Genomic DNA, 23,493 nt, shown 5'->3' on the forward strand with positions numbered 1-23,493 from the left:
CCGTTCCCAATCCGTGCCATATGCTGTAAATCTGTCACAATAGACTGTTTCGGGTGGAGAACAGCAATGCAGAAGTGGGTCTATACCTTCGGCGGGGGAAGCGCCGAGGGGGCTGCGGCCGATCGCGATCTCCTGGGAGGGAAGGGCGCCAATCTTGCCGAGATGTGCAATCTCGGCCTGCCGGTGCCGCCCGGCCTCACCATCGTCACCGATGCCTGCGCCCACTACTACGCAAACGGCCGGACCGTTCCCGACAGCCTGAAGAACGAGGTTCGCGACGGCCTTCGCCGGATGGAGGAGATCACCGGGCGCACCTTCGGCCACAACGAGCGGCCGCTGCTTCTCTCGGTCCGTTCCGGCGCCCGCGCCTCGATGCCGGGCATGATGGACACCGTCCTCAATCTCGGCCTCAACGACGAGACCGTCCAGGCGCTCGGTCACGACGCCGGCGATGCCCGTTTCGCCTGGGACAGCTACCGCCGCTTCATCCAGATGTATGGCGATGTCGTCATGGGGCTGGACCACGAGGTCTTCGAGGAGATCCTGGAGGACGAGAAGGCCCGCTTCGGCCACGAGCAGGATACCGAGCTTTCCGCCGTGGAATGGCAGCATGTCATCGCCCGCTACAAGGAGACGATCGAGGAAGAACTAGGCGAAAGCTTCCCGCAGGACCCCGAGATCCAGCTGTGGGGCGCGGTCGGCGCGGTTTTCTCCAGCTGGATGAACGCGCGCGCCGTCACCTATCGCACCCTGCACAACATCCCCGCCGAATGGGGCACCGCCGTCAACGTGCAGGCCATGGTGTTCGGAAACCTCGGCAATTCGTCGGCCACCGGCGTCGCCTTCACCCGCAATCCGTCCACCGGCGAGAATGCGCTTTATGGCGAGTTCCTGGTCAACGCGCAGGGCGAGGACGTCGTCGCCGGCATCCGCACGCCGCAGAACATCACCGAAGGCGCCCGCATCGCGTCCGGATCCGACCGGCCCTCGCTGGAAAAGCTGATGCCCGAAGCCTTCGCCGAGTTCACCGACATCTGCACGAGGCTCGAGCGCCACTATCGCGATATGCAGGACCTCGAGTTCACCATCGAGCGCGGCAAGCTGTGGATGCTTCAGACACGCTCCGGCAAGCGCACGGCCAAGGCGGCCCTGAAGATGGCCGTCGACATGGCCGAGGAGGGGCTGATCAGCAAGGAGCAGGCCGTCGCCCGCATCGATCCGGCATCGCTCGATCAGCTCCTGCACCCGACGATCGATCCGCGCGCGCGCCGCGAGGTGATCGGCGCCGGCCTGCCGGCATCGCCGGGGGCCGCCACCGGCGAGATCGTCTTCACCTCCGAAGAAGCCGTCCACGCGCAGGAGGAAGGCCGCAAGGTGATCCTGGTGCGGGTCGAGACCAGCCCGGAGGACATCCACGGCATGCATGCCGCCGAAGGCATCCTCACCACCCGCGGCGGCATGACCAGTCACGCCGCCGTCGTTGCCCGCGGCATGGGCACCCCTTGCGTCTCGGGTGCCGGAACGCTTCGCGTCGACCTGCGCAACGAGCTCCTGATCGCGCAGGGCGTGACCCTCAGGAAGGGTGACGTCATCACCATCGACGGCGGCTCGGGGCAGGTGCTGAAAGGTGCGATCCCCATGCTGCAGCCGGAACTGTCCGGCGATTTCGGCCGCATCATGGAATGGGCCGATGCGACCCGCCGGATGAAGGTGCGCACCAATGCCGAGACGCCCGCCGACGCCCGCGCCGCGCGCTCCTTCGGCGCCGAAGGCATCGGGCTCTGCCGCACCGAGCATATGTTCTTCGAGGACGGGCGCATCAACGTCATGCGCGAGATGATCCTCGCCGAGGACGAGACCGGCCGGCGCGCGGCCCTTGCGAAACTCCTGCCGATGCAGCGCTCGGACTTCGTCGAGCTGTTCGAGATCATGCACGGGCTTCCGGTGACGATCCGCCTGCTCGATCCGCCGCTGCACGAATTTTTGCCCAAGACCGACGAGGAGATCGCCGAGGTCGCAGCCAGCCTCTCCTTCGATCCGGCCGAGTTGCGCCAGCGCGTCGATGCGCTGCACGAGTTCAATCCCATGCTCGGCCACCGCGGCTGCCGCCTCGCCATCTCCCATCCGGAGATCGCCGAAATGCAGGCCCGCGCCATCTTCGAGGCCGCCTGCCAGGCGGCAAGGGACACCGGTGCCGCCGTCGTGCCCGAGATCATGGTGCCGCTCGTCGGCCTGAAGAGCGAGCTCGACTACGTCAAGGCCCGCATCGAGGCGGTGGCGAAGGAGGTCATCGCCGAGGCCGGCGTCGACATCGAATATCTGGTCGGCACCATGATCGAGCTGCCGCGCGCGGCCCTTCGCGCCCATGTGATCGCCGAATCGGCCGAGTTCTTCTCCTTCGGCACCAACGACCTGACGCAGACCACCTTCGGCATTTCGCGCGATGACGCCTCGCAATTTCTCAATACCTACCTGCAGAAGGGCATCGTCGAGCGCGATCCCTTCGTCCAGCTCGATTTCGACGGCGTGGGCGAACTGATCCAGCTCGCCGCCGAGCGCGGCCGCCGCACCCGCAACGACCTCAAGCTCGGCATCTGCGGCGAGCACGGCGGTGATCCGGCCTCGATCCACTTCTGCGAGGACGCCGGGCTCGACTACGTCTCCTGCTCGCCCTTCCGCGTGCCGATCGCCCGCCTCGCCGCCGCCCAGGCGGCCTTTGCCGGGCGCCGCAACGGCCGCTGACCGCAGCGATCGGGGATTGTCGGGAAGCCGGCCTCTACCAGCCGGGCCCGTACCAGCGGCGGTAGGGGCGGGGGCCGTACCAGCCGGCATCGCCATAGAGGAAGGCGCGACGGTCGGCGTCGCGATTGAGGTCGATGCGCTGGAGGCAGGTGGCAAAGGCGCTGGTGCCGCGCTTGAAGCCGTAGTCGAGGCATTGCCTCTCGTCGGCGGCGCGACGCTGCTCGGGCGTGATCGTCTGGCAGCCCGCGAGCAATGCGGCTGCCGCAGCCACCGAGAACAGGATGGGCGCGCGCATTCGGACCTCCATGGCGGCGGAAACCGCCCTCGTCATGAAGGAAATATAGGGGCCGCACTGGCCGCTGCAAGGCGGCTGCAGGTTGGTATTACTGCAGCGATCGCCGCATGCGCTCCAGAACGCCGACGAAGGAATGGGCGAAGTTCTTCAGGTCGCTCGTTTCCTCGCCCGGATCCTCGACCCGGATCGCGCTGCCGTCGAGCAGGGCGAAGACGATCTTCATCCCCTTGCCGTTCGCCTCGGGAATGCGAAGGGCGGCGATGCGCTGGCAGTCCTCGGCAAGGCCGGAAGCCGGCAGGTCGAACAGGAATTCGCCGCCGAGCGTGCCGGCGGCGCGACGGACCGCTTCGGAGAAGCCGCCCTCTTCGTCCACCGTGAGACCGTCGAGCGACAGTTCCAGTTCCACCAGTTCGAGGGCCGGGACCGCGTCGTCGGCCGGATCACTGGCCGGATTTTCGGATGGCGGCGGCAGCGCCAGGGGCTGTGCCTGAACGCTCGTCGGTGTCTGCAGCATCGGTAAACCTCTCCCTGTTGCTTGCCCGTCTGACCTGTCCCCAGGAAAAAATCGTTAAGGAGCGTGGCAATTTTGCGGCACACAAGCACAAACGGGGCCCTTGCGTCATGTTCCACTTATAAGTGTAGCGGCCGCATTGACGAAACGCGACCATCCCTGCCATCAGTATGCGCGGCAATACTGCGCCGGGCGCCGGTTCGACCCGGCGACCGACAAGAGAACGCCGGCGGAGCCGGAAGGTTCCTTGCAGATATTCGGGATTTGAGGATGCGTGCCGAACGCGTATCCTTGAGAAGCAATCGAAGGTGCGCTCCGGCTTCCCCGGACTGGCGCGAGACTGGCAGCGAGGATCGGCCCGATGGCAATGGTCATTCGATATGAACGGCCCTATTCCCATTCCGCCCATTGGGCGCGGCGCCTCGCCTGGATCGGGCTGGTCGTCTGCCTCGCCGCTGCTCTGTCCCACCGCTTCGGGCCGCTGACGACACCGCATTTCCTGGTGCTGGCGGGAGGCGGCGCTACCCTTTCGGCGCTGGCGGTCGTCCTTGCCGGCGTCGGCTTCATCCGCCTCTGGCGGGTCGGCGCGCGCGGCGGCAAGGCGGCCTTCCTGGCCCTTCTTCTCGCCGCCCCGCCGCTTGCGATCGCTGGCTATGCGGCCTATGCCTATGTCACCCGGCCGATGATCTACGACGTGACGACGGATCCCTTCGCCTCGCCGCCATGGCTGAAGGTGCCCGTCGCCCGTCAGGATTTTCTGGCCCGCCCGCCGGTGACGCTGCAGGACCGCGAGATCCAGGCGGCCGCCTATCCTGAGCTGACCGGCCGGCGCTACGAGGGCGCGCTCGACCGCGTGCTCGAGGGCGTGCGCAAGGTCGCCGACGAGCAGGGCATCGTCTTTACCGGGGAGGCAGGGCTGGAAAACGTCATCTCCGACCTCGAGGACCTCGCCGTCAAGCCGGACGGGGATACTGGCGGCGAGAGCGCGATCACCGTCGTCCCGGTTCCCTCCGCCCGGCCGCTGGAGGAAGGCTTCCTGCCGCGGATCGGCGGACCGAACGACGTGCTGCTGCAGGGCGAATGGCGCTCGCTGGTCTTCGGCTTCCGCTTCGACGTCTCCATCCGCCTGCGCGAGGAGGAGGAGACGGCCCTGGTCGACATGCGCGTCGCCTCGCGCTACGGCCCGCACGACCTCGGCCTCGGCGCCGCCTTCGCCGACCGCTACCTGAAGGCGCTGGACGCCGAACTGCTGGGGATCGCGGGCAACTGACGCTGCCGGTTAGGGCGCCATGACAGGCGCTGGGGCAGGGCCGTGCAACCCTTACGCCGGCAGGTAGATCCCCTTCAGGAGCGGTGGACCGTCGGTGACGATCTCGCCGCGCTCGACCAGGTCCTCCAGATGCGCCAGCACCGACAGGGCTGCGGCGCCATGCAGGCGCGGGTCGGTATCCTTGTAGATCACCCGGACCATGTCGGCGATCAGCCGGTCGCCCTTGCGGATGCGTTCCTTCACCGCATATTCGCGCATCTTGCGATGGATCCTGAGCCCCCGCAGGAATGAGGCCGGATCGGTCACCGGCCCGCCGTGGCCGGGCAGGTAGAGCCGGTCGTCGCGCTGCATCAGCGTGTCGAGCGAGGCCATGTAGTCGGCCATGGAGCCGTCCGGCGGCGCCACGATCGTCGTCGCCCAGGCCATCACGTGGTCGGCCGAAAAGAGGATGCCGGTGCCGTCCAGGGCGAAGGCCGCATGGTTTGCGGTATGGCCGGGCGTCAGGAGCGCCGTCAGCGACCAGCCGTCCCCCTCGACGCGCTCGCCGTGGCCGAGCGCGATGTCCGGCACGAAGTCGGTGTCCGAGCTCTCGGCAAAGGGGTTGGCTTCGCCCGCGTGCAGGGGCCTCGCCGAGCGGTGCGGCCCCTCGGCGACGACGACTGCGCCCGTCTCCGCCTTCAGCCGCCGGGAGAGCGGCGAGTGGTCGCGGTGGGTGTGGCTGACGGCGATATGCGTCACCTCGCGCCCCTTCAGCGCCGCCATCAGCGCTGCAAAATGCGCCTCGTCCTCCGGGCCGGGATCGATCACCGCCACGGACCGGTCGCCGACGATATAGCTGTTGGTGCCGTGGAAGGTGAAGGGGCCGGGATTGTTGACGGTGATGCGCTGGACCTTGTCCGCCACCGGCACCGCCTCGCCATGCGCCGGCCGGAAGGCCAGGTCGAAGGCGGGGGCCGTTTCCTTGCCTGCGTCCTTGTCTGCGTCTGTCACGTCTGTCTCATCCTCGCTGGCCGGTTCGCCGGGCCGTCCGTCAGCCCGCACCGGCCCGGTTTCTCAACCCACACCAATGGGTCCGTTTTTCGGCCGGTTCCTGCTCGATCCGTCGGCACGCGCCATCGGCCTGTTTCGCCGGTCCGAATCGCTGGCCGTTTGATCTCTGGTCCGTTTGCCGGCCCGCATCATTGGGCCACCTCGCTGGCCCGTCTCGCCGGCCGACCGCACTGGCCAAAACCGCTCTGGCCAGAACGGCACTGGCCAACTGCATTGCCACGTCACTTGTATTCGATCTCGATGAAACTCATCGGCTGGTCGCCGCCGTTGACGACGTTGTGCGCCACGCCCGCCTCGCGCCGGTAGACGGCGCCTGCCGCCTGCCGCACCCGCCGCGCGCCGCCGTCCTCCTCGATCAGGAAGTCGCAGTCCGTCATCGGCACGACCACATAGCCGAGCCCGTGCACGTGATGGCCGGTATCCGCACCGGGCTCGAAGTCCCAGCGCGTCACCCGGACCATCGCGTCATCGAGAAGAAGCGTCGAGGTGGCCGGCGGCCGGGCGCGGAACGGGCTCATGCGGATCTCCGAAAAGGACGCCGGCGCCATGGCCGGCCAGGGGAAGGACAACGGTCTGGCCGCATGCCCGACACTAGCCGATAAGCCCGGCACATTGAAGAATCGAAATTCGTGGCTTTCGGCCGCCGCCGGCGGAAGGCACCGCCCCGCGGCCGGCCGCTCCCCGCAGCGGACAAACACCCGCCCGCACCGCCGCCGGCGACTGCTCAGCTACTCCGCCGCCGACGAGCATCCAGCGCCGCCGCCGAGCCGCGGTCCCAAAAAACCGGCCCCGGGGACCGGCCGGGACCGATTGCCCCCGGCCGGTCGCTCCCTGCCGGCATCCCGCTCCGGCAGCCGCCAAAGAAACTTGCGCCCGACCGACATTATGGATTGTCCGCCGCTTTTGCCTTTGCTATCAGGCTCCGGCCTGCAGGGCCTTCGGCCCGCATGCTGGGGCGTCGCCAAGCGGTAAGGCACCGGTTTTTGGTACCGGCATTCCCAGGTTCGAATCCTGGCGCCCCAGCCATCATTAATGCCCTGCCTCCGATCCGCCACATATCCCGTTCCCGGCTCCCGTCGGTCTTTATAGTTGACTAGGAAACAAAACTCATATACTTTCCTAGTCAACAAATTGGTCCGACTATGAACGAAGCAGCATCCGTATCCTCCCTCGAATCCCACCTGGGCTATTGGCTCCGGGCGGTGTCGAACAATGTCTCGCAGGGTTTTGCGCGCAAGCTCGAGGACGAGGGGGTGACGGTGGCGGAGTGGGTGTTCTTGCGGATGCTCTTCGACTTCGAGACGGTCTCGCCATCCGCGCTTGCCGAAGCGATGGGGATGACGAGGGGGGCGATCTCGAAGCTTGCCGACCGGCTCGTCGCCAAGGAACTGGTCGAGCGCGGCGCGAGCCTTGCGGACAAGCGCGCCCAGACGCTCGCCCTGAAGCCTGCGGGCCGCGCGCGGGTGCCGATGCTGGCAGCACTCGCCGACCGCAACGACACGGAATTCTTCGGCGTGCTCGACGAGGAGGAGCGCGGCGAACTCGACAGGCTCCTGAGGAAGATCGTCGCCGGGCGGGGGCTGGCGGTAGTTACGACCGACTAGGTCCTGACCCTGGATCGCGCCGCCGCACGAAGTAACAACAACACACACCGACAAAGGAGTGCGCCATGGACGCGCATCTGGACACGATTGCCCAAAATTGCCTCTCGGCCTCCTATGCCGGCACGATGGCCTTTCCCGGGATCGTCGACACGCTGATGGCCGCCGGCTTCGAGGGATACCTCGTCGACTACCGGTGCGCCACCACCACCTACTATCTCCCCGATGGCGGCAGCGTCGTCCTCGACAACGAGCCCTCCGACGGCAAGGTCGCCGCCAGATTCAACGCAGCCGGCATCGAGGCGGAGGTGCGGCGGGCGCAGGCGAACGGGCCCGACTACACCTACAGGGGCTTCTGCCAGAACGCGAAGGCACACGGCTGCGCCGGCTACATCGTCTCCTTCTCCGGCCGCCGCGTCGTCTATTTCGGCCGGACGGCCGAGACCCATGTCGAGCATTTTCCGGACCGGTAGGACCGGTGCGGGGCGGGCTTTCGAGCTGCCCCGGCCTCGGCACCGCAGATTGCGGTGCAGCATGCATTACTGTCGCTGGACTGATAGAGTGGCCGTCTCGGCGTGGGGCCGGCGTTGCACCGTGTTGCCCGTGACCGCTGGAGGAGAGCCATGTCCTGTGTCGTGTCCCGTGCCCTGCGCGTGCTTTTCATCATCCTCGTTCTTCCCGCAACCGCGCTGGCGCAGGACCTGCCGTCCTGGAACGACGGTGCCCGGCGGCAGGCGATCGTCGATTTCGTGACACGCGTCACCACCGAGGGCGGTCCCGACTACGTGGCGCAGGCCGAGCGCATCGCGGTGTTCGACAATGACGGCACGTTGTGGTCGGAGCAGCCGTTCTATTTCCAGCTCGGCTTCATCATCGACCGCGTCAAGGCGCTGGCGCCGGAGCATCCCGAATGGCAGGAGAAGGAGCCGTTCCGCTCGATCCTCGCCGGCGACCTCGCAGCCATCGCCGACAGCGGTCAGAAGGGCCTCGTCGAGCTTGCGATGGTGACCCATGCCGGCATGACGACAGAGGCCTTCGAGACGATCGTCACCAACTGGTTTGCCACCGCCCGCCATCCGAAGACCGGCAAGCTCTATGACGAGATGACCTTCGTGCCGATGATCGAACTGCTCGAATACCTGCGCGCAAACGGCTTCAAGACCTATATCGTCTCCGGCGGCGGCATCGAGTTCATGCGGCCGATGACGGAGGGCGCCTACGGGGTTCCGCCCGAACAGGTGGTCGGCAGTTCGATCGTGACCGAATACAGGGTCGTCGACGACAAGCCGGTGCTGGAGCGGCTGCCGAAGATCGACTTCATAGACGACGGCCCGGGCAAGCCGGTCGGCATCAACACCTTCATCGGTCGGCGCCCGATCTTCGCCGCCGGCAATTCGGACGGCGACTACGAGATGCTGCGCTGGGTGACGAGTGGCAATCACCCTTCGCTCGGCATCATCGTCCACCACACCGACGCCGTCCGCGAATATGCCTATGACCGGAAATCGCATTTCGGCAGGCTGGACAAGGCGCTGGACGAGGCCGGCGAACGCGGCTGGCAGGTGGTCGACATGAAGGACGACTGGAAGAAGATCTACCCCTTCGACCCGTGATGCCGCAGCGGGGAGGGCCGCAGCCAGCCACGCACGGTGACGCTGTGGATCCGGATGATACGGTCTTGCGCGTCGATGGGGCAGGGGAACCGGCGGCGGTCCCCGGCCTGCTTCAGCGCAGCGCCCGGTGCCAGCCCGCTGCCACCGCCTGCTCCTCGCTGCAGAACCAGCGCTCGCCGTCGGCCGGGTGGATGCGGATCGCGCCGTAGCGATCCTGTCCGGGCAGGTAGTAGGCGCGGGTGCCGTCGACCAGGTCGATATTGCCCTTGATCTGGCAATCGGCCACGGCCGCGCCGAAGGCGGCGACCAGCCCGGCGCCGCTCAGCATGTCGAAGATGAAGAACACGAGCCCGACACAGATCAGGCCCGGAATGGCTGACACAAGCGGCAGGCCGCGACGTTGGTCGCCCTGCCTATGCTCGGCAAATTTCGGGTGCATCATACGCCCTCCAGCATGGCGCCATGATCGCCCCCCGCCTATTGCCGCCGGCTTAAGAAACGCTCTTATTGCAGAATGAAAGGATATTCTAAAATTTTAACGATCGGTTAGCGCGGGCCGGGATTGCGGGCCTTTTGCAGCCTTGTCCTCAAGCCGCGGCAAGGCCGCCGATCGGAATGATCTCGGGCGCGCCCGGATGCCAGTCCCCGCCCTGCCAGTCGCCCGCCCAGCGCTGGACCGTCAGCCCGCTTTCGGCAAGGAGGGCCTCGATTAGGTCCCTGTCTGAAAACAGGATCTGCGATGTCGCCGAAAGCTGCCGCCCGTCGGCTGCGACCAGATAGTGCGTCTCGTAGGTGACGATGCCGGTCGCGGGATCGTGCGCCGCGTCGTTCCACGCCGTCACCGGTCCGAGCCGGTCGTGGACGAGGTCGCGCTCAGAAGCCTGCGGCACCCATTCCTCCCATTCGCGGACGGCGGGGTTGCGGCTGTCGAAGACGAAGCGGCCGGAAGGCGACAGGTGGGCTGCGATGGTGGCGAGCACGGCGCGCTCCGCCTCCGTCAGGAAAACCTGGAAGGCATGGCCGGTCATGACGATCAGGTCAAAGGTCTCGCCGAGGCGGATCGTGCGCGCGTCGCCCTCGATGAAGCGCACGGCCGCAGCGCCCGGCTTGGCGCGGGCGATGTCGAGCATGGCCGCGGCCGGATCGACGCCGGCCACGCGGCGCCCGCCGGCAAGCGAGACCGCCAGTTCGCCGGTGCCGCAGCCGAGGTCCAGCACCGACCCGGCATCGGCCGCAAGGGCGCGGCAGGTGTCGAGATCTGAGCCCCAGCCGTTCTCCAAGTCGTAGAAGCCGGCAAGGTCGGCGTCGTCGAAGAGGCGATCGAAGGCGGGCATGCGATGTCTCCTCTTCTCCGATCTCTCGTCAGCGCCCGGCCTTCGTTCAGGCCTTGGGGGCGGCGTCCAGCACCCGTTCGCAGTGCGAGGGGCCGCCCTTCGGGTCCTTGCGGTCGATCACGGTGCGGATCTTGCGGATCCGGTAATCCTCGCTGACGGCGAGTTCAACCTGGCAGGCCCTGCGGTTGATGTAGCCGCCGCGCCAGGCATAGAGGGTCATGCCGTTCGCGCCGGCGATGTCGTTGATCGGCGGGCCGTAGGCGGCGAAGAACTCGCCGGCGGTGCGGCCGACCCAGCGGCTCTCGAGCGGCGTGGTCGGCGCTGACGGCGCAACGGAGGTGCAACCGGTGACGGCAAGCGCGAGGCCTGCCAGGAGGGCGAAGCGGAAGGTCATGGCCAAATCCTTTGGCGTTGTGCGGGCGTTGTGCGGGCGAAGCTCTTGGGAGCGCGATCCGTGCTCTAGCGCAGGGGACGGCTCCAGGGGAATCGCTTCTTGCGCCGCCGCCGCTTGTCCACCTCACCGCGCCTTGAAGTTCGGCCGAATTGCAACACTTTCGCGATGGGTTGCGAGGGGGGGCAAGACGGCAGGCGGCCGCCCGCGCAGGTTGCCGGCGCTTGCCTCGGCGGCGCGGCCCCGGTATCCATGACGCCATGACACTCGAATCCGTCCGCAAGTTCTTTCAGGCGCATGCGCCCGAGATCGAAATCCTCCAGACCGAGGAGAGTTCGGCCACCGTGGCGCTCGCCGCCGCCGCGCATGGCGTCGCGCCCGAGCAGATCGCCAAGACCATCTGCCTGCGCGTCGGCGAGGAGACGATGCTGATCGTTGCCAGCGGTACCGCCCGCCTCGACAATCGCAAGTTCAAGGATCGCTTCGGCGGCAAGGCGCGCATGCTCGATGCCGAGCAGGTGGTGGACGTCACCAGCCATCCCGTAGGCGGCGTCTGCCCCTTCGGCCTTCCCTCCGAGATCCCGATCTATTGCGACGTCTCGCTGAAGCCGTTCGACGAGGTCGTGCCCGCCGCCGGCGCCACCAATGCCGCCGTCCGCATCCCCACCGAGAAGATGGTCCAGCTTGTCGGCGGCACCTGGGTCGACGTCTGCCAGTGAGGCGATCGGCCGGAAGCAATCATCCGAAACGACAGGTGATGTAATGCCGGATCGCGATGACAGGTACCCTTCGGTTCTATGGGACGCATCGTCGAGACTTGCTATATCCCATCCATAGGCGACTTCGGCGCAACGACCCCGCACTCTTCCATGTTAGGCTGATCCCATGGCCGACGGCAGCAGCGACGACTTCTTCCGCAATCTCCCGAGTTTCTCGGATTTCGAGGACGTGGCGAACGCGCGCAACTATCATCCGCTGCCGGATGGCTGGGTGCTGGTGCTGGCCGACATCGTCGATTCCACCGGCGCGATCGAGGCCGGCCGCTACAAGGCCGTCAACATGGCCGGCGCCAGCGTCATTTCCGGCGTCCTGAACGCGACCGGCCGCCACGACCTGCCCTATGCCTTCGGCGGCGACGGGGCGATGGTCGCGGTTCCGCCTTCGCTGGCCGGCGCCGCAAGGAGCGGGCTGTCGGCCGTCCAGCGCTGGTCGCTGGAAGAACTCGGCTTCGTCATGCGCGGTGCGGTCGTGCCGGTCGCCGCGATCCGGGATGCGGGACAGGACGTGCTGGTGGCGCGCTACGCGGCGAGCGACCTCGTTTCCTACGCCATGTTCGCCGGCGGCGGCGCGGCCTGGGCGGAACGGCGCATGAAGGCGGGGCTGGAAACCAATCCGATGGCGCCGCCCGGAACCCGCCCCGAACTCGTCGGCCTTTCCTGCCGCTGGAACCCGATTTCCGCCCGCAACGGCGAGATCGTCTCGATCATCGCCGTTCCCGCCGAAGGGGCCTCCGAGGAGGCCTTCCGGGCCCTGATCGCCGACGTCGTCGCACTCGCCGCCAGCCAGACGCGCGGCGGCCGGCCGCTGGACGTCGAGGGCCTCGAGCTCGGCATCAGCCGCGCCTCGCTGGACATGGAGGCGCGGGCGGCCGTGCCGCCGGGACGACGCTGGCGGCGCAAGCTCTTCATCGCCCTGCAATATGTGCTGATGCGGGTGCTGACCCTGTTCGGTCTCACCCTCGGCCGCTTCGACCCGCGCCGCTACCGCGACGACATCGTCGCCAATTCCGATTTCCGCAAGTTCGACGACGGTCTGAAGATGACGCTCGATCTCGAGCCGCAGCGGATCGAGGCCATCGAGGCGCGGCTGGAGGAGGCACGTCTCGCCGGCCTTTGCCATTTCGGCCTGCACCGGCAGGCGTCCGCGCTGATGACCTGCGTCGTGCCCACCCCGCTCGCGCGCGACCATGTCCATTTCATCGACGGTGCGGCCGGCGGCTATGCGCTTGCCGCAAGCCGGCTGAAGAGCGCGATGCGCCCGGGCGCCAGCGCCGCCTGAAGCACGCCGCGCCACGCGCCCGTCCGCTCACCCTGCCGCGAAAAAAGGCGTCCGCCGCCGCGACCGGGCGCGATCTTGCCAAGATCCGCACGCATTCTGCGGAAGGTCGCCCGAATTCGGGATCCGGATTCGGGGCCGCTGCCAGGGAGCGACCGGCGCGGGCTGGCCGCTCAGGCGTGCCGCAACCGACCGCAGGCCGGGCCGGAGGAGGAGGGACGCATGCGACTGGTACGCCCTGTTCTCGTGTTCGTCGTGGTGGTGGGCGGCACCATGGCGTCCGGTGGCCCGCGGCTCGCCCGGGCGCACAGCTTCTACGATCTGGAATGCTGTTCCAACCGCGATTGCATGCCCGTTCCCGACGAGGAGATCCTGGCGACCAAGGAGGGCTGGCTGGTGCGTACCACCGGCGAGGTCATCGGCTATGACAGCTGGCCGATCAAGCATTCTCCCGACGGCCGCTTCCATCGCTGCGCCGGCCTCGGCAATTTCGGGCCCAAGGGCCGGACGCAGTGTCTTTATGTGCCGGATTTCGGCCAATGATCGGCGACCGGCGATTGACGGACCGCGCGACTGCCCCACCTCTTCTGGACAAAGAGGATCACGTCATGTCACCTGAACTGCCGATGTTTCTCATGCAATGCGCCGCCCTGCTCCTGCTCGCAGGCGCCTTCTGCATCCGCGGGGCCGGCGACTAGCGCGTCGGTCTGGCCATGCCGAAAACGAAAAAAGCCCGCGGAAGCGGGCTTTTCGAGCTGGTCGGAGTGGAGTGATTCGAACACTCGACCCCCTCGTCCCGAACGAGGTGCGCTACCAGGCTGCGCTACACTCCGTGACCAGCGGCGTCCGTATAGAACAGGGTTTCGGTTTCGACAAGCGGAAAAAATCAAAAAAAATTCACGCATGCCGCCCGCCGGGCAGGCCGGTGCCCGGGCTGGCCCGGAGGCAATCCGCGCTGCCGGGTGCGGATGCGATGCGGGCGGGGCGGAACTTCCGCCGGGCGTGTGCGTTCGTGGGGGATGCAGGCGATCCTCGATGACATCTTCGCGACGACCGAGCTGCCGCTGGCGGTGATCTTCGCCCGGCTGACCGGCGCCGTCCTGCTCGGCGCCCTGATCGGCTTCGAGCGCGAGACGCGCAACCACCCCGCCGGCCTGCGCACGCACATCCTCGTCAGCCTCGCCGCCGCGGTCATCGCCGTCATCTCCGTCGAGATGGTGCACCTGCATCATCTCGACGACCAACAGGTGCGCATTGACCCCTTGCGGGTCGTCGAGGCGGTGACCTCGGGGGTCGCTTTTCTTGCCGCCGGCATGATCATCTTCTCGCAAGGCAAGGTCAGGAACCTGACCACCGGGGCCGGAATGTGGCTTTCCGGCGGCGTCGGTCTGTCGGTCGGGCTCGGATACTGGGCGATCGCCGCCTTCTCAACCCTTGCCTGTCTCGTGGTTCTCAATATACTTGGGCGGTTGGTAACGGACAGCGCGGGGGCGCAGGAAGGGGCAGGGGACGAAGCCGGCACGCAACCGGCGGCAGGGGAGTCCATTTCCGGGGCGGACGAGGCAAAACGGGTTTAGCCGTGCCGAATTGAACGACATGGTAGAATTTTGCTTTAGATGTCTCTAAAATGCCCTTTTACCGCCATTTTGTACTATTGATTTGTGAATAATACCGATCGTATATCGTCTTTACTCTGAGACGACACACCTGCCTTTGTCGCGGGCCGCCCTGACGGACCGGCGTGGCAGGTTTTTCGTGTTTTGATGTCGATGCCGACCATCGGTGGAAAGAGGGCAAAACGTGGCAATTCATGCTGACACTGCCGGTGCGGACGAACTTCGCGCCGCACTGAAGGAGAGCGCCCAGGCGTTTCTCGCGATGGGGCTGTTCAGCTTCTTCGTCAATCTTCTGGTCCTGACCGGGCCGCTGTTCATGCTCCAGATCTACGATCGCGTGCTCGCCTCGCGGTCCGAGGCGACGCTGGTGGCGCTGACCGGCCTGATCGTCGGCCTTTTTGCCATCATGGGTGTGCTCGACCATATCCGCGCCCGCCTTGCAGCCCGCGTCGGCGCGAAGTTCCAGGCGAAGTTCGACAAGCGCGTGTTCAACGCCGTGCTCGACCGCACCGGGCTGAACGCCCGCGGCATTTCCACGCTGACCGGCATGCGCGACCTCGACGCCATCCAGAAGGTGCTGTCGTCGCCGGCGGTCTTCACCGTATTCGACATTCCCTGGACGCCGTTCTTCCTCTTCGTCATCTTCATGTTCCATCCCTGGATGGGCATCCTCGGCATTGCCGGCGGCCTGGTCCTGGTGGCGCTCACCTGGCTGAACCAGAACGGCACCAAGGGCGACCAGGAACGCGCCATGGTGGCCGGCCGCCAGAGCGACGAGATGACCCAGACGCTGCAGAAGGAGAGCGACACCGTTCGCGCGCTCGGCATGCGCCGCTCGGTCGCCGCCCGCTGGCAGGTGCTGCGCGACCGCGCGCTCGAGGCGAATATCCGCTACAGCGACAGCAACGGCTTCTACGCCATCTCGTCCAAGACCTTCCGCGTCTTCCTGCAGTCGGCGATCCTGGCGCTCGGCGCCTATCTCGTGCTGCAGAACGAGATCTCGGCCGGCGCCATGATCGCAAGCTCGATCATCATCGGTCGCGCGCTCGCCCCGATCGAGGGCGCCATCGGCCAGTGGTCGCTGGTCCAGCGCGCCTTCCAGGGCTGGCGGCAGCTGTCGGAGCTCCTGTCCAAGGTGCCGGAAGAGGAGAGCCGCACGGCCCTGCCCAAGCCGCGCGCGATCCTCGAGGTCAACCAGGTCACCGCCATCCCGCCGGGCGAGAAGGTCGCCACCCTGCGCATGCTGAGCTTCGAGCTCGCCCCCGGCCAGGCGCTCGGCGTCATCGGCCAGAGCGCCTCGGGCAAGTCGACGCTGGCCCGCATCCTCACCGGCATCTGGCCGCCGGCCGGCGGCAATGCCCGCCTCGACGGCGCCTCGCTCGAGCAGTACGGCTTCGACGGGCTGGCCGACCACGTCGGCTACCTGCCGCAGGACGTCGTGCTCTTCGAAGGCACGGTCGCCGAGAACATCGCCCGCATGCAGGTCAATCCGGATGCCGAGAAGGTCGTGACGGCGGCCAAGAAGGCCGGCGCCCATGACATGATCCTGCGCCTGCCGGACGGCTACGACACCCGCCTGCCGCCCAATGGCGGACGCCTCTCGGGCGGCCAGAAGCAGCGCGTCGGCCTCGCCCGCGCGCTCTTCGGCGATCCCGTGCTGGTCGTGCTCGACGAACCGAACTCCAACCTCGACGCCGAGGGCTCGATGGCGCTGAACCTCGCCATCCGCAATCTCAAGGCCGAGGGCAAGTCCGTCGTCATCATGGCGCACCGGCCGGCTGCGATCGAGGAATGCGATCTCATTCTCATCCTCGAGAACGGCCAGCGCCTCGCCTTCGGCCCGCGCGACGAAGTGCTGCGCGCGCACCTGCGCAACCATGCCCAGGTCGTCCCGGGCACCGGCACCGGCGGCAGCAACAAGTAGGACGCCTGACGGCACCAGACGGAACAGGATATGAGTACCATGAACAAGACCTGGAGCGGGCGCAACTACGCTCTCATCGGCTACACCACCGTCTTCGTACTGCTGGGCGGCATGGCGGCATGGGCGGCCTTCACCCGGATCAACGGCGCGGTCGTGGCCAGCGGCATCATCGAGGTGGCGAGCAACCGCCAGGTCGTGCAGCACCTCACCGGTGGCGTCGTCGGCAAGATCAACGTGCACGAAGGCGACCGGGTCAATGCCGGCGACGTGCTGATGCGCCTCGACGACACCTTCGACCAGTCGGAACTCGCGGTCATCGAGAGCCAGCTCTACAGCCTGATGGGCACCGCCGCCCGCCTGATCGCCGAGCAGGACGAGAAGGACGAGATCCGCTTCGATCCGGAAATGGTCGAGCGTGCCAAGACCGATCCGGAAGTGGCCGAGATCATCGACGGCCAGACCCGGCTGATGAAGGCCCGTCGCGAGACCCGCGACAAGCAGATCGGCCAGCTGACCGAGCGCAAGAACCAGATCGCCAAGCAGAACGAGGGTCTCGACAGCCGTATCGCAGCCCTCGAAACACAGCTCGGGCTGATCAGCCAGGAACTGGAGGCGCAGAACAAGCTCCTGAAGCAGTCGCTGACGAATGCCAGCCGCGTTCTGCAACTGCAGCGCGAGGAGGCCGAGATCTCCGGCACGATCAGCCAGGCCAAGTCGAGCATTGCCGAGAACGCCGGCAAGGTCGCCGAGATCGAGCTTGCGGTCCTCAACATCGATTCCGACATGCGCGAGGAGGCGACGACGTCGCTGCGCGAGATCGAGGCCAAGATCGCCGAACTGAAGGAAAACCGCACCGCCAAGCACGAGACGCTGAGCCGCATGGACATCACCGCCCCGGTCCCGGGCGTGGTGCTCGGCATGCAGGTGCATGCGCTGCGCTCGGTCATCAAGCCGGCCGATGCGCTGATGTTCATCATCCCGCAGGAAAACGACCTCGTCATCAAGACGCAGATCTCGCCGACCCAGATCGACCAGGTCCATGTCGGACAGGTGGCCCACATCCGCTTCGGCGCCTTCGACCACCGCTCGACGCCGGAGATCTTCGGCCATGTGACCAAGGTGGCCGCCGATGTGCTGCAGGACCAGCGCACCGGCGCGACCTACTACCAGGCGGAAATCAAGCCGGATGCCGGCGAGATGCTGAAGCTCGGCGAGGACAAGCACGTCATGCCCGGCATGCCGGTGGAGACCTTCATCCAGACCTCCGAGCGCTCGCCGCTGGAGTATCTGGTCAAGCCGCTTGCCGATTATTTCGCCAAGGCCTTCCGCGAGCGATAGTTTCTGTCGCCGGAAGGCGGCTGGAAGCAAGTTTGTGAGATTCGCGATTGAAACCTCCGTCCCGCGGGCGTACTGCGGGGCGGATTTTTCGTTTTGGAGACTGTCGTGAAAGCCATCGCATCCCTTTCCGCCTTTGTCGGAAAGACATTCGCCCTCTGGGTCATCCTCTTCGCCGTCCTCGGTTTCGTCCTCCCCGACACGTTCAAGCAACTGACGCCCTACATCGTCACGCTGCTCGGCATCATCATGTTCGGCATGGGCCTGACGCTGTCGCTCGACGATTTCCGCGAGGTCGCGCGCCGTCCCGTGGACGTCGGCATCGGCGTCGCCTCGCAGTTCATCATCATGCCGGCCATCGCCGTGATCCTGACGATGCTGATCCCGATGTCGCCCGAGGTGGCTGCCGGCGTCATCCTCGTCGGCTGCTGCCCCGGCGGCACGTCCAGCAACGTCATGACCTATCTTTCGAAGGGCGACGTAGCACTCAGCGTCGCCTGCACCAGCGTCACCACGCTGGCGGCCCCTGTCGTAACGCCGTTCCTCGTCTGGCTGTTTGCCAGCCAGTATCTGCCGGTGGACGCCATGGCGATGCTGATCAGCATCATCAAGGTCGTGCTGCTGCCGCTGGCGCTGGGTTTCGCCCTGCAGAAGCTGGTGCCCGGCATCGTCACCCGCGCGGTCCCGGCGCTGCCGCTCGTCAGCGTCGTCGGCATCGTCCTGATCGTCGCCGCCGTCGTCGGCGCCAGCAAGGCCGCCATCGCCAGCACCGGCTTCCTGATCTTCCTCGTCGTCGTCCTGCACAACGGCATCGGCTACCTCCTGGGGTATCTCGCCGCGAAGGTCAGCGGACTTTCGATTGCCAAGCGCAAGGCGATCGCGATCGAGGTCGGCATGCAGAACAGCGGCCTGGGAGCGGCCCTGGCGAACGCGCATTTCTCTCCGGTCGCAGCCGTCCCGAGCGCCATCTTCAGCGTTTGGCACAACATCTCGGGCGCCCTGATCGCCAACTACTTCGCGCGCGTGCCGAACGAGGAGACCGCCGACGAGGCTCTGGCCACGCGCTGACGGCGCTGACCCCGCTCAGGACATGACAAGCGGCCCCGCGCACAAGAAGGCGCGGGGCCGTTCCGTTTATGCCGGCGGCGCGAAAGCGGAGCCCAGGGATCAGTGGGGACGCCAAGGAACAAAGGGCCCGGTCGCTCGTTCTCTCCCCAGCGTTTTTGCAAAGGGAGAACAACATGCTTCGGGCATTGCTTCTGTGGTTGATGGGCGTTCCGCTCTTCGTCGTGCTTCTGATCTGGTATTTCTATTTCTGAGCCGACCACGGCGCCGGATCGCCAGAGCGTCCGGCGCCGTGCCCCTCAAGGGCGGCTACCGCCTGCGGCGACAGTTCCCGCACCAGCTTCCTCCTGAATGCCGCGGTGAAATCGCTGCCGCGCCTGACATCCATCACGAAAGCCCCGGCGCCGACGATCACGGACTTTTCGAAATAGGCCGCGAGGTCCGGCACGTCCTCCGATACCGTCAGGGCGTTGATGGTGACGCCCATCTCCCGCGCCCGCTGGCGCGCCGAGGGCAGCGACGCGACCTGCCGCCGTTTGGGCGCGATCGTCTCCCGGCCGTCGCCTGAGATGTTGATCAGCGTCCGGGCAGCGCAGAATTTCGGATCGGCCAGCATGTCCAGCGCGTTCCAGATCCCGCTGCCGATATCGGTATTGCCGTAGACCGTGCGCGGTGCCCGCTCGATCTCGCTGGCGAACGCCTCCAGCCCGATGCCCCCCTGAACGACGTGCCAGCGCACCTTCTGCACCGCGAATTCTCCGTCGCCCCAGAAGATCGCCGAAAGCGCCACCGTGCCCGCCGTTTCCAGCGCATGGCGGACCTCGCCGGTGCGGAGCGCGGTCGCGATCCCGCTCGTCTGGAAGGTGAATTCGTCATCCGTGATGCTGCCGGATCCGTCGATGGCCAGCACCAGCGCCAGATCGACGCAAGGGGCCGCACCGGCAGCCGGTGCGGCCGTCACCCCCAATGCGACCATCATCCCCAATACGACCATCATCCCCAGAAATGTCCTGATCATACCCGAACCTCCGCCCCCGCGTTCAGCCTGGTATGGGTCCGACTATGCCAGCTTGCCGCTTTTGCGCCGTTAAATTAGCGTTACATGAAGAATGGGATTCGGGCTTTCTGCGAGGATCCGATGCGCTTTTCGCTGCGCTTGTACGGCCGGTTCCAATTGCTCGCCCCGAATGGCGAAAGCATCGCCATTCCGTCACGCAAGCACCGTGTCCTGATCGCCATGCTGGCATTGGCCGGCGGCAAGCCCGTCCCGCGCTCGAAGCTCGCGGGCCTCCTGTGGCCCGAGCAGAACGAGGAGCATGCGCGAAACAGCCTCAGGCAGGCCCTCTTCGCCATCCGCCACGCCGTCGAGGGCCACGGCCCGTCGCCCGTCGTGATCGACCATGCCGCCGGCTGGATCGAGAAGGGCGCGCTCGCCTGCGATGTCGATGCCCTTGCGGAAGCGACCGCGACCGGATGGCTGGACCTGTCCGGCGACAGCTATGACGGCGAGTTGCTGGAGGGGCTGAGCTTCCAGGATGAGACGCTCGATACGTGGCTGCACATCGAACGCGACCGTCACCGCGACCGCCTGATCGACTGCCTGACGGCCTTTGCCGTGGCGATGGAGAAGGCCGGCGATGCCGGGCAGGCGCTGGCTGCGGCGCGCTGCACCCTGCTGCACGATCCCTATCACGAGCCCGCCCACCGCGTCATCCTGCGCGGCCACCTCGAACGCGGCGAGCGCGCCCGCGCCCTGCGCCATTGCGACACGCTGCAGGCGCTGCTGGAGAGCGGCCTCGGCGTCCCGATGGACCCCGAGACGCGGAAGCTCGTGGACCACATCCGTGGCGAGGCCGGCGGCATCCCGGCCCCGGACGGCCCGCCGGCCTACAGTCCCACAGCGCAGAACCGGCCGCGGGTCGCCGTCCTGCCGATGGTCAATCTCTCCCGCAACGACGCCCTCGACGGCGTCACGGAGACGCTGACGCGGCGGATGATCGCCGAACTGGGGCGGTTCTCGCCCGTCTCGGTGGTCGCGGCGGCGACGATGCTGGCGCTGAGGACGAAGGATCTCACGATGGAGGAGATCGGTCGCCGCGTGAATGCGGCCTATGTGGTGGAACTGTCCTGCGAAGCCGCGCAGGAGGGCGGGGCGGTGCTGGTGCAACTGGTCTCCGTGCACAGCGGCACGCAGATCTGGAGCCGCCGATATCCGGCGACAGCGCTCGATGCCGCCGACGGGCAGGACAGGCTGATCCGCGCCATTGTCGGCAGCCTGTACCAGATCCTGATGTGGCACGCCGCCGGCGACGCCGATGCCGAGCCGCAGGAGAATGCCGGCGCCGAGCAGCTCTATTTGCAGGTGTTTTATCACATCCAGCGGCCGACGAGGGCGGGGATGGTGCTGGCGCGCCGGCTGTGCGACCGGTTGCTCGAGGCCGATCCGCGCCATGTGCTCGTCCGCGAGAGCCTGGCCTGGGCCGATTTCCACTGCGCCTTCAACGGCTGGACCGAAGACCCGCAGGAGGCGTTCCGGCAGGCGCGCGACCGCGTGCTCGCCGGCCTCCGGCTGAACGATCGCGAGCCCTATCTGCTGAGCGCCCTCGGCCTCGCGCAGACCTATCTGGGCGACGTCCGCGCCGGTCTCGATGCGCTCCGCCGCGCCACCGACCTCAATCCCAACGACGCCGAATTCCACACCTGGCTCGGCACGGGGCTGACCTGCGCCGGCCGGATCGAGGAGGCGCACGCGGCCTTCGACCAGGCCGACCAGATCAACCCCGGCTATCACCCGGTGTTTCTCTTCCGTGCCGACGCCCATCTGTCGTCCGGCGAGTTCGAGCGGGCGGTCGCCGGGCTCGACCATTTCCTCGCGGTCCTGCCGGAATATCACTGGGCCCGCCTTCTGCGGGCGGCGGCGCACGACGCCCTGGGGGAGACGGAGCGGGCGAGGGCGGACGTCGACCATGTCCGCCAGGCGACGCCGTCCCTCGATGGCCGATACCTCCAGCGCCTCCTCCTGGCCCGCGCGGAGGGCTACCGCGACTGGCTGACGGAGCGCCTTGGCGCAGCAGGACTTCTCTGACGGGCGGCGTCCCCGCCCGTCGCATCGTCTCTCCCAGCTCCTCTCCCTGTCCCGCCGCCGCACAGTTTTGCCCAAGCCCGGTAACCGGCCGCCCCGCCCGATCTGGCAGGTTGATCGCCTGACGCGCGCCGTTAGTCTGCGCCCGTCCAAGGACACGCACCCTCCGATTCCCAAGAGCGAAGGAAATCACGATGCCCACCTTGAGCAATGGCAGCGAGCTTGATGTCTGGAACGACGTCGACAACGAGAGCCCCGATGCGATCCTGTTTCGCATCACCGGGAGCGACGGCGAGGTCCACGGGCCGGTCGGCGCCGTCGCCGACTTCCCGTTCGGCTCGATCGACATCGCCTCCATCGACGTCTTCGACGGCTTCTTCACCCTCACCACCTTCACCAATGAAGGCCGCACCCAGACATATACGACGGTGGACACGATCGTCTTCGACAACGACGGCAACTATATCCGCACCCTGTCCGCGCGGGCGGCCTACCGCTCGACCGAGATCCTGTCAGTGACCGCCGAAAGCCCCGACGACATCACCGTGGCCTGGCAGGGCGCCACCGAATATTTCGGCGGCCAGAACACCCAGTACGGCAGGCATGAGATCATCCTGGAGGACGGCGTTCTCAAGCCCGATCCCTTCGTCAACCACGCGCCGGTCACCACCGACATGAGCTTCACCCTTGTGTCGGGGCAGACGCTCGACGACGTCGCCTTTGCCGCGTCGGATGCCGACTACGACCTTTTGTCCTTCGTCGTCGTCGACGGCCCGGACCATGGGACGCTGTCGCAGGAGACGCGGTTTCAGGAGGGGCACTATCCCTTTCCGCAGGGCCACTACTTCGACAGCCTCCACTATCACCCCTTCCTGAACGGCAATCTCTTCGACTATGCTGCCGAAGCAGGCTTCACCGGCACCGACACCTTCACCGTCTACGCCACCGACGGCCAGGCCAATAGCGGCTACGCCACCATCACCATCACGGTCGCGCCGCCGGCAGAGACGATCACCCTGAGCGGAGCGAAGGACGTCGTCAGCTATAAGGCCTACGACCATGCCGTGCTGGTCGCAGCGCTGGGCGGCAACGACCGCATCACGGGCAGCGATTTCGGCGATACGCTGGAAGGCGGAGCTGGCAACGATCGCCTGCGCGGCGCCGCCGGCGACGATTTCCTCGACGGAGGCAAGGGCAACGATGTCATGAGCGGCGGCAAGGGGGACGATGTGCTTGACGGCGGAACCGGCCGCGACGTTCTGATCGGCGGCAAGGGCAGCGATGCCTTCGTCTTCGACACGAAGCCCGGCCGCGGTAATGTCGACTGGATCATCGACTTCTCCTCCGGCACCGACGAGATCCGGCTGGACGGCGCCGTCTTTGCGGGCACCGCCACCGGCGCCCTCGATCCGGATGCTTTCGTCAGGGGCAAGGCGGCGCTCGATGCCGACGACCGCATCATCTACCACAAGGCCTCCGGCCGGCTGATGTTCGACGCGGACGGGACCGGCGATGCGGATGCGGTGTCGTTTACGATGCTGACCCCACGCACAACCGTGACCGCCGACGACTTCAGCTTCGTCTGAGGCTCTGTCCGAGGCCTGTCCTC

The 23,493-nt window shown here is 66.9% G+C and carries 22 protein-coding genes and 2 tRNA genes; 15 read left to right on the forward strand and 9 right to left on the reverse strand.

Annotated elements, in window-relative coordinates; genetic code table 11:
• Window positions 1-66: 66 nt before the first annotated feature.
• A complete protein-coding gene (gene ppdK, locus OCK02_RS04920; RefSeq protein ID WP_263811833.1) occupies window positions 67-2,742 on the forward strand; it encodes a pyruvate, phosphate dikinase in 2,676 nt (891 codons plus the stop codon).
• Window positions 2,743-2,776: 34 nt separating this feature from the next.
• Here the strand turns inward: ppdK and OCK02_RS04925 are convergent, their stop codons facing one another.
• Both OCK02_RS04925 and OCK02_RS04930 read right to left on the reverse strand, forming a co-directional pair.
• Window positions 2,777-3,037 (reverse strand): hypothetical protein, encoded by a 261-nt coding sequence (locus OCK02_RS04925; protein ID WP_263811834.1) that lies wholly within the window; start codon window positions 3,035-3,037, stop codon window positions 2,777-2,779.
• 88 nt (window positions 3,038-3,125) lie between these two features.
• Window positions 3,126-3,551, reverse strand: coding sequence for a hypothetical protein (locus OCK02_RS04930; RefSeq protein ID WP_263811835.1), 426 nt, complete (start codon window positions 3,549-3,551; stop codon window positions 3,126-3,128).
• Window positions 3,552-3,915: 364 nt separating this feature from the next.
• Here OCK02_RS04930 and OCK02_RS04935 point away from each other — a divergent pair, with 364 nt between their 5' ends.
• Window positions 3,916-4,818, forward strand: coding sequence for a DUF1499 domain-containing protein (locus OCK02_RS04935; RefSeq protein WP_263812202.1), 903 nt, complete (start codon window positions 3,916-3,918; stop codon window positions 4,816-4,818).
• 51 nt (window positions 4,819-4,869) lie between these two features.
• On the opposite strand, the gene OCK02_RS04940 is transcribed toward OCK02_RS04935, so the two are convergent.
• Both OCK02_RS04940 and OCK02_RS04945 read right to left on the reverse strand, forming a co-directional pair.
• Entirely contained in the window at window positions 4,870-5,808 is a 939-nt protein-coding gene (locus OCK02_RS04940; protein ID WP_263811836.1) for an MBL fold metallo-hydrolase, read from the reverse strand.
• Window positions 5,809-6,089: 281 nt separating this feature from the next.
• Window positions 6,090-6,386, reverse strand: coding sequence for a cupin domain-containing protein (locus OCK02_RS04945; protein ID WP_230802994.1), 297 nt, complete (start codon window positions 6,384-6,386; stop codon window positions 6,090-6,092).
• A gap of 433 nt (window positions 6,387-6,819) precedes the next feature.
• Between OCK02_RS04945 and OCK02_RS04950 the strand changes: the two genes are divergently transcribed.
• From OCK02_RS04950 to OCK02_RS04965, 4 genes are all read left to right on the forward strand, one after another.
• Window positions 6,820-6,894 (forward strand) — tRNA-Gln (locus tag OCK02_RS04950).
• A gap of 116 nt (window positions 6,895-7,010) precedes the next feature.
• Complete coding sequence (locus OCK02_RS04955) at window positions 7,011-7,472, forward strand: MarR family winged helix-turn-helix transcriptional regulator (protein WP_263811837.1); 462 nt, start codon at window positions 7,011-7,013, stop codon at window positions 7,470-7,472.
• A 65-nt stretch (window positions 7,473-7,537) separates the two neighbouring features.
• Complete coding sequence (locus OCK02_RS04960; RefSeq protein WP_263811838.1) at window positions 7,538-7,942, forward strand: DUF1398 domain-containing protein; 405 nt, start codon at window positions 7,538-7,540, stop codon at window positions 7,940-7,942.
• A gap of 150 nt (window positions 7,943-8,092) precedes the next feature.
• A complete protein-coding gene (locus tag OCK02_RS04965) occupies window positions 8,093-9,082 on the forward strand; it encodes an HAD family hydrolase (RefSeq protein ID WP_263811839.1) in 990 nt (329 codons plus the stop codon).
• Between the two features lie 112 nt (window positions 9,083-9,194).
• Here the strand turns inward: OCK02_RS04965 and OCK02_RS04970 are convergent, their stop codons facing one another.
• The 3 genes from OCK02_RS04970 to OCK02_RS04980 all read right to left on the reverse strand — a co-directional run bounded on the left by OCK02_RS04970 (window position 9,195) and on the right by OCK02_RS04980 (window position 10,810).
• The gene (locus OCK02_RS04970) at window positions 9,195-9,524 is read right to left on the reverse strand and encodes a hypothetical protein (protein ID WP_263811840.1); all 330 of its coding nucleotides are present in this window, start codon (window positions 9,522-9,524) and stop codon (window positions 9,195-9,197) included.
• Window positions 9,525-9,669: 145 nt separating this feature from the next.
• On the reverse strand, window positions 9,670-10,416 hold the full coding sequence (locus tag OCK02_RS04975; RefSeq protein ID WP_263811841.1) for a class I SAM-dependent methyltransferase: 747 nt from the start codon (window positions 10,414-10,416) through the stop codon (window positions 9,670-9,672).
• Window positions 10,417-10,462: 46 nt separating this feature from the next.
• Entirely contained in the window at window positions 10,463-10,810 is a 348-nt protein-coding gene (locus OCK02_RS04980; RefSeq protein ID WP_263811842.1) for a hypothetical protein, read from the reverse strand.
• Between the two features lie 257 nt (window positions 10,811-11,067).
• Between OCK02_RS04980 and OCK02_RS04985 the strand changes: the two genes are divergently transcribed.
• The 3 genes from OCK02_RS04985 to OCK02_RS04995 all read left to right on the forward strand — a co-directional run bounded on the left by OCK02_RS04985 (window position 11,068) and on the right by OCK02_RS04995 (window position 13,405).
• Window positions 11,068-11,526: a YbaK/EbsC family protein gene (locus OCK02_RS04985; protein WP_263811843.1), complete on the forward strand. Its 459-nt coding sequence runs from the start codon at window positions 11,068-11,070 to the stop codon at window positions 11,524-11,526.
• Between the two features lie 166 nt (window positions 11,527-11,692).
• Window positions 11,693-12,865, forward strand: coding sequence for a DUF3095 domain-containing protein (locus OCK02_RS04990; RefSeq protein ID WP_263811844.1), 1,173 nt, complete (start codon window positions 11,693-11,695; stop codon window positions 12,863-12,865).
• A gap of 219 nt (window positions 12,866-13,084) precedes the next feature.
• Window positions 13,085-13,405 carry a hypothetical protein gene (locus OCK02_RS04995; protein WP_230803003.1) on the forward strand — a complete coding sequence of 107 codons (321 nt, stop codon included), beginning with the start codon at window positions 13,085-13,087 and terminating at the stop codon, window positions 13,403-13,405.
• A gap of 213 nt (window positions 13,406-13,618) precedes the next feature.
• On the opposite strand, the gene OCK02_RS05000 is transcribed toward OCK02_RS04995, so the two are convergent.
• A tRNA-Pro gene (locus OCK02_RS05000) sits at window positions 13,619-13,695 on the reverse strand.
• 186 nt (window positions 13,696-13,881) lie between these two features.
• Here OCK02_RS05000 and OCK02_RS05005 point away from each other — a divergent pair.
• The 4 genes from OCK02_RS05005 to OCK02_RS05020 all read left to right on the forward strand — a co-directional run bounded on the left by OCK02_RS05005 (window position 13,882) and on the right by OCK02_RS05020 (window position 18,805).
• On the forward strand, window positions 13,882-14,439 hold the full coding sequence (locus OCK02_RS05005) for an MgtC/SapB family protein (protein ID WP_263812203.1): 558 nt from the start codon (window positions 13,882-13,884) through the stop codon (window positions 14,437-14,439).
• 223 nt (window positions 14,440-14,662) lie between these two features.
• The gene (locus OCK02_RS05010; protein WP_230803005.1) at window positions 14,663-16,402 is read left to right on the forward strand and encodes a type I secretion system permease/ATPase; all 1,740 of its coding nucleotides are present in this window, start codon (window positions 14,663-14,665) and stop codon (window positions 16,400-16,402) included.
• Between the two features lie 39 nt (window positions 16,403-16,441).
• Window positions 16,442-17,740, forward strand: coding sequence for an HlyD family type I secretion periplasmic adaptor subunit (locus OCK02_RS05015; RefSeq protein WP_263811845.1), 1,299 nt, complete (start codon window positions 16,442-16,444; stop codon window positions 17,738-17,740).
• Window positions 17,741-17,845: 105 nt separating this feature from the next.
• Window positions 17,846-18,805: a bile acid:sodium symporter family protein gene (locus OCK02_RS05020; protein WP_263811846.1), complete on the forward strand. Its 960-nt coding sequence runs from the start codon at window positions 17,846-17,848 to the stop codon at window positions 18,803-18,805.
• A 241-nt stretch (window positions 18,806-19,046) separates the two neighbouring features.
• Here the strand turns inward: OCK02_RS05020 and OCK02_RS05025 are convergent, their stop codons facing one another.
• Window positions 19,047-19,820: a DUF1194 domain-containing protein gene (locus OCK02_RS05025; protein ID WP_263811847.1), complete on the reverse strand. Its 774-nt coding sequence runs from the start codon at window positions 19,818-19,820 to the stop codon at window positions 19,047-19,049.
• Between the two features lie 120 nt (window positions 19,821-19,940).
• On the opposite strand from OCK02_RS05025, the gene OCK02_RS05030 reads away from it, so the two are divergent.
• A complete protein-coding gene (locus OCK02_RS05030) occupies window positions 19,941-21,887 on the forward strand; it encodes a BTAD domain-containing putative transcriptional regulator (protein ID WP_263811848.1) in 1,947 nt (648 codons plus the stop codon).
• A gap of 191 nt (window positions 21,888-22,078) precedes the next feature.
• Entirely contained in the window at window positions 22,079-23,470 is a 1,392-nt protein-coding gene (locus tag OCK02_RS05035) for a calcium-binding protein (protein WP_263811849.1), read from the forward strand.
• Window positions 23,471-23,493: the final 23 nt, after the last annotated feature.

The sequence above is a fragment of the Rhizobium sp. TRM96647 genome (assembly GCF_025780115.1).
Taxonomy (GTDB): Bacteria; Pseudomonadota; Alphaproteobacteria; order Rhizobiales; family Rhizobiaceae; genus Mycoplana.